This is a genomic window from Pseudomonas sp. BF-R-30 (genome assembly GCF_019956175.1).
GTDB classification, from domain to species: Bacteria; Pseudomonadota; Gammaproteobacteria; order Pseudomonadales; family Pseudomonadaceae; genus Aquipseudomonas; species Aquipseudomonas jessenii.
In genome coordinates, this window is sequence record NZ_JAHBDE010000010.1 from 88,520 (window position 1) to 97,583 (window position 9,064).

7 protein-coding genes are annotated in these 9,064 nt (G+C 59.6%); 2 read left to right on the forward strand and 5 right to left on the reverse strand.

Going from position 1 to position 9,064, the window contains the following annotated elements; genetic code table 11:
* The first annotated feature begins 95 nt into the window (after positions 1-95).
* Positions 96-515, forward strand: a complete 420-nt coding sequence (locus KGB20_RS06780) for a pilin (protein ID WP_057713264.1) — start codon at positions 96-98, stop codon at positions 513-515.
* Positions 516-815: 300 nt separating this feature from the next.
* Positions 816-1,172, forward strand: coding sequence for a BON domain-containing protein (locus KGB20_RS06785; RefSeq protein WP_057713265.1), 357 nt, complete (start codon positions 816-818; stop codon positions 1,170-1,172).
* A gap of 266 nt (positions 1,173-1,438) precedes the next feature.
* On the opposite strand, the gene KGB20_RS06790 is transcribed toward KGB20_RS06785, so the two are convergent.
* The 5 genes from KGB20_RS06790 to acs form a co-directional block, all read right to left on the reverse strand.
* On the reverse strand, positions 1,439-1,732 hold the full coding sequence (locus KGB20_RS06790; RefSeq protein ID WP_173677975.1) for a DUF2845 domain-containing protein: 294 nt from the start codon (positions 1,730-1,732) through the stop codon (positions 1,439-1,441).
* On the reverse strand, positions 1,732-4,689 hold the full coding sequence (locus KGB20_RS06795; protein ID WP_154862185.1) for a DUF748 domain-containing protein: 2,958 nt from the start codon (positions 4,687-4,689) through the stop codon (positions 1,732-1,734). The genes KGB20_RS06790 and KGB20_RS06795 overlap by 1 nt, the downstream gene beginning before the upstream one ends.
* Positions 4,690-4,782: 93 nt before the next feature.
* A complete protein-coding gene (locus KGB20_RS06800) occupies positions 4,783-5,799 on the reverse strand; it encodes a class I SAM-dependent rRNA methyltransferase (protein ID WP_150813467.1) in 1,017 nt (338 codons plus the stop codon).
* 182 nt (positions 5,800-5,981) lie between these two features.
* Complete coding sequence (locus KGB20_RS06805; protein ID WP_154862186.1) at positions 5,982-6,851, reverse strand: oxygenase MpaB family protein; 870 nt, start codon at positions 6,849-6,851, stop codon at positions 5,982-5,984.
* 130 nt (positions 6,852-6,981) lie between these two features.
* Entirely contained in the window at positions 6,982-8,919 is a 1,938-nt protein-coding gene (acs, locus tag KGB20_RS06810) for an acetate--CoA ligase (RefSeq protein WP_150813465.1), read from the reverse strand.
* Positions 8,920-9,064: the final 145 nt, after the last annotated feature.

Sequence of the window (9,064 nt, forward strand, 5' to 3'; positions counted from 1 at the left end):
CCACGCCCCCGGCCAACAGGGGCTTCTGGCCTTGGCACAGGCTGTGCTGCCATGGGGCAGGTCATGAGCCTTCGACTCATGCATGGAGCTTGTACATGAACTATCAGAAAGGTTTTACCCTGATCGAGTTGCTCGTCGTGGTAGCGATCATCGGGATCCTGGCAACCCTGGGCCTGCCGATGTATTCCAAGTACCAGGCGCGGGCCAAGGTCACGGCGGCGATGGCCGAGCTGACTGCAATGAAGGTGCCGTTCGAGGATGTGATCAGCCAGGGGGAAACGCCGACAATTGCCAACGTGGCGCCCGCTGGCAAGACATCGACCAACCATTGCGCCCTGTCTGTGACGGCTACAACGCCGGGGGCGGGATCAATCGTTTGTACGTTGCACAATGCCCCGGGGGTGGTCCAGGGCAAAACCGTCACCCTGACACGGGACGAAGCCAAAGGCTGGTCATGCAAGAGCAGCGTTACCGAGGACTACTTGCCTAAAGGGTGTTCCGGTTCTGCGGCATGAATTGCTGAATCAAGTCCCCGCTTTTGCGGGGATTTTCCTGTTTGTCGACCCGTCGTCAAATGTTGCAGATAAAGCTCAGAAATTTCAGCATCTTAGGAACTTTCCATAAACCCGCAACTTGCATGCAGTGTTTGTGCTTCTCGTGCATTTTGCATGATTTCGAAAGTTGGCTGGTTTTGTAACTTATTGATTAATAAGGTTTTAGTTCCTTCTCCAAAGTTGGCACAGCGTTCGCAATATCCTTGGTAACCCTGCCGACAAGACATCCGGCAGACTTTCCGAAAAACAGGAGTTACTCGTATGAAGAAGTTCGCTATCACTGCCGCTGCTGCTACCGCGCTGACCCTGACCATGGCCAACGCCGCGTTTGCTCAAACCACCCAGGCAACCCAGTCGCCAATGGTGCTGGCTGCCGGTGAAATGACCGAAGTGAAAGAAGATACTTCCGATACCTGGATCACCACCAAAGTCAAGGCTGACCTGATGACTGAAAAAGGCATTCCAGGTAGTGACATCAAAGTTGAAACCAACAAAGGCGTGGTATCGCTGTCGTCGACCACCGCCGTGACCGATTCGCAAAAAGAAGCGGCTGTGGCCATCACCAAGAAAATCAAAGGCGTCAAGGCGGTCTCCGCTGACGGCCTCAAAGCCGAGTAAGGCAGGCTTCTCGCCTGGACCGGGAGAAGGCGCGACAGACGGGCAGAGTCATACGTCTGTTGCAACCTGAGTGTTCATGCGAAGGGCCATAAGGATGTGGCCGTCACAGGCCCCGCGCATTTATTGCCGGGGCCTGTTCTATATGTAACGCTGAAAACCCAATGTGGGAGCGGGCTTGCTCGCGAAAGCGGTGTGTCATTCAACCAATAAGTTGACTGATCTATCGCCTTCGCGAGCAAGCCCGCTCCCACATTGGATAGTGCTAATCAATTGCCGCGTTTACTGGTGATCTGCTTCAACCGATTACCTTCGAACCGCAAGTATTGATACATCCCGCCATTCGGTCCGTAGGTCCACTCCTCGACCTGAAACTCCTCGCGTCGATCGGCACTGCGCTTGTACCCCAGCAAGTCGCGGCTGACCGGCTCACCGCATTTCTGCACGACCTCACTCGAGCGGTCGCCGACGCTGATCAACTGGCTGCCACAGCGCAGGGTATCGGCCGCCCAGGCCTGACTGACGGAGAGCGCCAGAGCCAGGCCTGCCAGCTGCCGATGCATCACTCGGCATCCAGATGCATCGGCGTCACCACGCGGCCGTCGCTTTGCGCCTCGCCCAGATTGGCATCGATGAAGTACACCCGGTCATCTTCCAACTGGGCCTTGTCGACCAGATAATCTTTGATGCTGCTGGCGCGTTCCTGGCCCAGTTGACGCAACAGTACGTCGCTGGCACTCCAGAACTTGATCACCTCGGCACGCATTTTCGCGGTGCGTTCTTCCTTGCCCAGGTCCTTCCATTCGGCAGGGGGCTGGGTTTTCAGGCGGGTGCGGTAGATACCTTCGAGCAGCGGGCCCTTTTCTCCGTCCGGCACTTCCAGCAACGAAGCCTGGGCCGGGACCTTGTCACCGCGGCGCTGGAGCATTTTGTAGTAGTTGTACTGGTATTCACGCTCCAGGCGTTGTTCGGCGATCAGCGGGCCATCGCTGCTCTGGGCGGCGGTGCCTTCGATTTCCAGGCGCAGGGCCGGGCGTTCCTTGAGCGCCTTGGACAGTTTGTCGAGGGCGCCTTCGGCGTCCTTGCTCAATTCGCTGGAACCGGCTGCGAATGAAACGCTGCCCAGGTCTTCCGAACCACCACCGTTGACCAAGCCGCCAATGAGTTTGAACGGTGCTGCCGCGGCCTTGACGATCAGGTTGCGCAGGGTCTGCCAGATAATCGGCATGACGCTGAACTGAGGGTTGTTCAGGTCGCCAGTGACCGGCAGTTCGATGGAGATCTTGCCGTCGACGTCCTTGAGCAAGGCAATGGCCAGTTTCAGTGGCAGGCTCACGGCATCCGGGCTGTCGACTTTTTCACCCAGTTGCAGTTGTTCGACCACCACTTTGTTTTCAGCTTTGAGCTGACCCTTGGTGATCTGGTAGTGCAGGTCGAGATTGAGCCGGCCCTTGCGGATACGGTAGCCGGCGAACTTGCCGGAGTAGGGCGTCAGCGTGGTCAGTTCCACGCGTTTGAAGCTGGTGGCGATGTCGAGGCTGGCCATCGGGTCGAACGGATTGACCGAGCCCTTGATGGTCACCGGTGCGTAGCGATCGACCTTGCCCTTGACGTCGACACTGGCCGGTTTCGGCCGGCGGCTGTCGATGGTGCCGATCTGCCCGTTGAGTTGCTGGATGGCGGTGGCGAAGTTCGGGGTCAGGCTGAAGTCGGCGAAGTTGGCCGAACCGTCATTGATGAAAATGCCGCCGATGTGGATGCCCAACGGTTTTTCGTTGCTGGCCGGTTTGTTCGCCGCCGGTTTTGCCCCGGAATCCGCTGGCTGTGGAATCAGCAGGTCATCGATGTTGGTGGTGCGATCATCGTTGATCATGAACCGCGCATAGGGCTGGAACAGGTTGATCTTGTCGATCGACAGGCTGTCCCCATGCTGATAGTTCAGGCCATCGACCACGACCTGCTGCCACTTGAGGAAGTCGCGGGTTTTCAAGGTGTCCAGGGTGTGCAACTGATCGACCTGGGCACGGCCGGTGACGCCGAAGGCCAAGGGCTCGGTGCTTTTCAGGTCTACCGCCAGATCGCTGCCGAGCATGCCGCTGCGCAGTTCCAGGCGAATGAACGGCGTGATGTAGGACTGGGCAACCCGCAGGTCGATGTCCTTGGTCTGTACCTTCAGCCTGGCGCTGACCGGGGCCAGGTTGACCTCGCCGTCGGCCATGATCTTGCCTTGCTTGCCTACACCGGTATCGAGCTTGAGGGTAAAGGGGGAACCGTTGAGGCTGTCGAAATTTTGCAGGTCGAGGTTCAGCGGACTCAGTTCCAGGGCGACGGCGGGTTGTGCCTTGCGGTCAGCCAGATGCACCTTGTAGTCGCGCAGTTGCACATCCTTGAGCAGCACCTGCCAGGGTTTGTCTGGCACGGCCGGTTCAGGTTTCGGTGAGTCTGCCGCCGCCGGAGTGCTGGTCGGTTCGGCATCCGCCATGGCTTTGGCAGAGTGTTTGGCCGGCTGGCTGGCGAACAGTTTCTGCCAGTCGAGTTGGCCGTCCGATTCCAGCGCGGCCCAGGTTTCCAGTTTGTGGCTGCGGATCTTGCCCACCACCACTTGCTGCTTGGCCAGGTCCACGGTGGTTTCGCTGACGTCCAGGCGCTCGAGCTTTACCAGCGGCCGGCCATCCGGAGCCTTGATCGCGAAGGGGGCGATGCTGACCGCTACATTGCTCAGTAGCAGCTCGGTTTCCTTGGCCAGGTTGAGTTTGTAGTCGGTGCTGATGCTCATGACGCCGTTTTCGAGATCCAGTGGCACGGCATCGCGCACATAGGGCCAAAAGGCTTTCATCTTGCCGTCAGTGATTTTCAGCTTACCTTCGGAGGCGATCGGGATCAGGCTGAAGTTGCCGGTCCAGTCGATCTGTCCGCCATTGGGGCCGATGGCCACCAGGGTCATGTCTGCGCTGTCATCGGGCAGGGTACTGAGGTTCTTCAGTTCGAAATCGAGTGTGTCGTAGAGAAACTCGATGGGCTCGCTGGGCCGGGCATCTTCAAAATGCACGGCGCCGCCCGCCAGTTTGATCCGCTCGATGCGCAGTGGAAACGGCTTGGCATCCGGGTCGGCCGGCGTGGGTTCGCTCTCTGGCAGTTTGAACAGCCCGAGCAGATTGAGTTTGCCGTCCTTGCTGAACAGGATTTCGGTCTTGGGCTTGGTCAGTTCGACATCAGACAGGTGCACCGCCTTGGTCCACAGGCTGTCGAATTGCAGATTGGCGTACAGGTGCTCGAAACCGACCTGCTCCTTGCCGGGTTCGCCGATGTTCAAGCCCCAAAGGGTCAGTTCAAGGCTGAATGGATTGAATTCGATCCGCTGGATGGTCGCGGGTGTAGTGGCGTAGTTGGCCAGTTGCTGGTTGGCAACGCGCAACGCGACACCCGGTAAAATCAGAAAACCCAGCAAGCTGTAGAGGGCCAGAGCAGTCAACAAGGCGCCGATGGCGCGAATCAATCCTTTGTGCATGTGCGGCTTCATCTGTCTGAATCGGATAGCCTTGGAGTATGGCACGCGTTTCCGGTTCCGAAGTGATTGGCCTGTTCATGAATTTTCAGATTTCTCCGACGACGGTCAGAGCTGCAGGATCAGGGTTTTCAGCGGTGGCTGTTGATCCATTGACGGAAAATCGGCGCCCGGTTTCATCACGGTCCATTCACGCACCGGCCGCCCGGCCTTCTCTGCACAACGCAAAACCTGTTCGCGCCAGTCGTCCATGCTGACTTTCGCCAGGTTGTTGCAGCAGATCAGCACGCCGTTGTCGGCGGTGGTCAGCAAGGCCGGTTTGAGCAGGCTCTGGTAGTCGCGCAGCAGGTCGACGGTGCCGAATGCACTCTTGGCCCAGGCCGGAGGGTCCAGCAGCACCAGATCGTACTGGCGCTGTTCCAGGCGCTGATAGCTCGGAAGTTTTTGTCCGCGGCGCTGGCTGATCGGCAGGCCGGCCAGTTGGCGAATGGCCGGGAAGTAGTCGGACTGGATAAATTCCATGGTCGGCAACTGCGGGTTGAGCTGCCCGTTCTCCCGACCGACCGCCAGGTTGCCTTCGGCGAAGTCCAGGTTGCACACCTCACGCGCGCCACCGGCGGCGGCACTGAGGCCGACACCACAGGTGTAGGCAAACAGGTTCAGCACGCTTTTGTTCTTGCTGTGATCCTTGACCCAGCCGCGGGTGTTGCGCAGGTCGAGGAACAGCAGCGGGTCCTGTCCGGCATGGCGACCGCGCACCCGATAGTTCAGGCCCCATTCGTGGCCGACCAGGTCTTGCAGGGCGGCTTCGTCGGCGCGGTAGACGATGTCATCGCGATCGATGCGCGAGTTGCCACGGGAGCGGTCGTTGTAGACCAGCAGGGTTTCAAAACCCAGGTGTTGATTGATCGCTTCGTGCAGTTGCAGCAGCGTCTCGCGCTCCAGCGCCTGGTGGAAACTTTGCACCAACAGCTGCGGGCCGTAGCGGTCGATGGTCAGGCCACCGGCGCCTTCCTGGCTACCGTGGAAGAGGCGATAGCAATCGGTGCCCTGCAGGTGCAGTTCGGCGAGCAGGTCCTGGCGTTGATCGAGGGCGGCGCGCAGCGCCTGATTCAAGGAAGACATGCTGGGCGCCTTGCAGGAGGGAATTGGGCGCGGGAGTTTAACAGTTTTGGCGCGGGACCGAGGCGCTGCCTTCGCGAGCAAGCCCGCTCCCACATTGGATTTTCTGTGAACGTAAAACTTGCGATCGACATAGATCCAGTGTGGGAGCGGGCTTGCTCGCGAAGCTTTTGACTTTGTTCTTTCTAAGTAATCCCCATCCGCCGCTTGGCCCGCTGCACCGACCCATTACGCACTGCCCAGCGCAGCATCGGCGCACTGCGATTGACGCTGGCGCGGATCAGCTTGCGTTGCAGCGGGTTCTGGCTGGCGCCGAGCATGTCGCTGGCCCAGTCCGGCAGCAGGTCGATCCCGGCCTGCATCATCAGACCACCGAAAGGCTTGGCCAAGCGACTGGGAGAGGGGGCGTTCAGCAACAGGCGCAGGACTTCCCGACTGCGTTCGTCGCACAGCAACTGAGGGCGCATACGCTCAAGATAGTCGGCAATTTCCTGCCGCGTACGGGGCACATCCCTGGCTCCGAGCCGCTCGGCAACCAAGGCGATTTCAGCGTAGTAGCGATCCTGATCGACCGGGGACAGGTGCGGGTTGCGATAGCGCAAATGCGCGGCGAGGAAGTTGCTGACTTCCGCCACATGCACCCACGTCAGCAGTTCGGGATCGCTGGCGGCGTAGGCACGTCCGTCCGGCGCTGTACCGGTGATCTGCAAATGGATGGTGCGGACTTTTTCGATCAGCCAGTCGGCATCCTGTCGAGAGCCGAACGTGGTGCCGGATATGAACTGCCCGGTGCGGCGCAGGCGGCCGAGCATGTCTTCACGAAAGTTCGAATGGTCCCAGACCCCGGCCAATGCCAGCGGGTGCAGGGCCTGCAGCATCAGGGCACTGATGCCACCGATCAGCATGCTGCTGAAATCGCCATGGACTTGCCAGCTCACCGAGTCTGGCCCGAACAGCCCGGGGTCGCCCTTGGGGTTTTCCAGGTCGAGTTTGCCCAAAGACAAACCGGTCAGGCTCATGATCTGGGTTTCGATGCGGGTGCGGATGAATTCCATGGCCACTCTGTAATTTTCTGTAGGAGCGAGCCTGCTCGCGATGGACGTTAACGATAACGCGTGTTTCCTGAATAAACGCGGTATGTCGGAGTTCATCGCGAGCGAGCTCGCTCCTACAGAAGACAGAACGTTATTGATTCAGGCGTTTATCGATCAAGCCTTGTACCACGCTTGGATCGGCCAAGGTCGAAGTGTCGCCCAGATTGTCCAGTTCGTTGCAGGCAATCTTACGCAGAATGCGCCGCATGATCTTGCCTGAGCGGGTTTTCGGCAAGGCCGGCGCCCATTGGATCAAGTCCGGTTTGGCGAAACTGCCGATTTCCTTGCTGACCAGGGCCAGCAATTCTGTCTTCAGTTCATCGTTGGTTTCGATGCCGTTCATGGGTGTGACGAAGACATAGATGCCTTGGCCCTTGATGTCGTGGGGATAACCGACCGCAGCGGCCTCGGCGATGCTCTCGTGCAGCACCAGGGCGCTTTCCACTTCGGCGGTGCCGATACGGTGGCCGGACACGTTGATCACATCGTCGATGCGCCCGGTGATCCAGTAGTCGCCATCTTCATCGCGCCGCGCGCCGTCACCGGTGAAGTAGTAGCCGGGGTAGGGCTTGAAGTAGGTGTCGACCATGCGTTGCGGGTCGCGATAGACACTGCGGATCTGTGCAGGCCAGCTGGACTTTATGGCCAGTACGCCGCTGCCGGCGCCCTTGATTTCCTTGCCTTGCTCGTCGAGCAGCACCGGTTGCACGCCGAACATCGGTTGTGTCGCACAACCGGGCTTGATCCGCTGGGCACTGACCAGCGGGCTGAGCATGATGCCGCCGGTTTCGGTCTGCCACCAGGTGTCGACGATCGGGCAACGCTCTTCGCCGACCTCATGGAAATACCATTCCCAGGCTTCCGGGTTGATCGGTTCGCCAACCGTGCCGAGTAGCCTGACGCTGGCGCGGGATGTTTGCTTCAACGGTTCCGGGCCTTCGCGCATCAGTGCGCGCAGGGCCGTCGGGGCAGTGTAGAAAATGTTCACCTTGTGCTTGTCGATCACCTGCCAGAAGCGCGAGGTACTCGGGTAGTTCGGCACGCCTTCGAAAATCAGCGTGGTCGCGCCGTTGGCCAGCGGACCGTAGACGATGTAGCTGTGGCCAGTGACCCAGCCTACGTCGGCGGTGCACCAGAAGACTTCGCCGTCGCGGTAGTCCAGCACGTACTTGAAGGTCATCGCTGCTTGCAGCAGGTAGCCACCGGTGGTGTGCAGCACGCCTTTGGGTTTGCCGGTGCTGCCGGAGGTGTAGAGGATGAACAACGGGTCTTCGGCGTCCATCGGCTCGGGCGGGCAATCGGCGCTGGCTTCGCGCAGGGCCTGCTGGTACTTGATGTCCCGTCCTTCGACCCAGTTCACCAGCCCCTCGGTGCGCTCGACCACCAGCACGCTGCTCACGTCCGGGCAGCTTTGCAGCGCCTTGTCGACGTTCTGCTTGAGTGACACGACCTTGCCACCGCGCACGCCTTCGTCGGCAGTGATCACAGTGCGGCAATCGGCGTCGAGAATGCGGTCGCGCAACGAGTCCGGGGAGAAGCCGCCGAACACTACCGAGTGCACTGCACCAATACGGGTACAGGCCAGCATGGCGTAGGCCGCCTCGGGAATCATCGGCATGTAGATGCACACGCGGTCGCCTTTTCTCACGCCACGGTTTTTCAGCACATTGGCCAGGCGGCAGACGTTTTCATGCAGTTTTTTGTAGGTGATCGATGTCGAGTCGGCAGGGTCGTCGCCTTCCCAGATGATGGCGACCTGATCGCCGCGTTTCTCCAGGTGCCGGTCGATACAGTTGTAGCTGACGTTCAATTGCGCACCGGCAAACCAGCTGGCTTCACCGGTTTTCAGGTTGTAGCGCTGGACGGTTTCCCAGGGCGCGCTCCAGTCGAGAAAACGCGTGGCCTGTTCGGCCCAGAAGGTGCTGGGGTGTTCGACGGATTGGCGGTACAGGCGCTGATAGTCGTCTTGACTCAATTGTGCGGCCCGGCGGACGGCATCGGCTTTGGGGAACGTGCTGATATCGAACATGACGGTTCCTTATGCTTGTTTTGCGACAAGGATAAAGATGCGCCGAGAGGTCGATGGGTTCAAGTCATACACAAAACAACTGTGGGAGCGGGCTTGCTCGCGAAAGCGGTCTGACATTCACCATCATCGTTGAATGTCAGACCGC

Excerpts from the sequence above, each read along its gene's own strand:
- KGB20_RS06780 (WP_057713264.1), top strand. The coding sequence starts at position 96 with ATGAACTATCAGAAAGGTTTTACCCTGATCGAGTTGCTCGTCGTGGTA.
- KGB20_RS06785 (WP_057713265.1), top strand. The coding sequence starts at position 816 with ATGAAGAAGTTCGCTATCACTGCCGCTGCTGCTACCGCGCTGACCCTG.
- KGB20_RS06790 (WP_173677975.1), bottom strand. The coding sequence starts at position 1,732 with ATGCATCGGCAGCTGGCAGGCCTGGCTCTGGCGCTCTCCGTCAGTCAG.
- KGB20_RS06795 (WP_154862185.1), bottom strand. The coding sequence starts at position 4,689 with ATGAAGCCGCACATGCACAAAGGATTGATTCGCGCCATCGGCGCCTTG.
- KGB20_RS06800 (WP_150813467.1), bottom strand. The coding sequence starts at position 5,799 with ATGTCTTCCTTGAATCAGGCGCTGCGCGCCGCCCTCGATCAACGCCAG.
- KGB20_RS06805 (WP_154862186.1), bottom strand. The coding sequence starts at position 6,851 with ATGGAATTCATCCGCACCCGCATCGAAACCCAGATCATGAGCCTGACC.
- acs (WP_150813465.1), bottom strand. The coding sequence starts at position 8,919 with ATGTTCGATATCAGCACGTTCCCCAAAGCCGATGCCGTCCGCCGGGCC.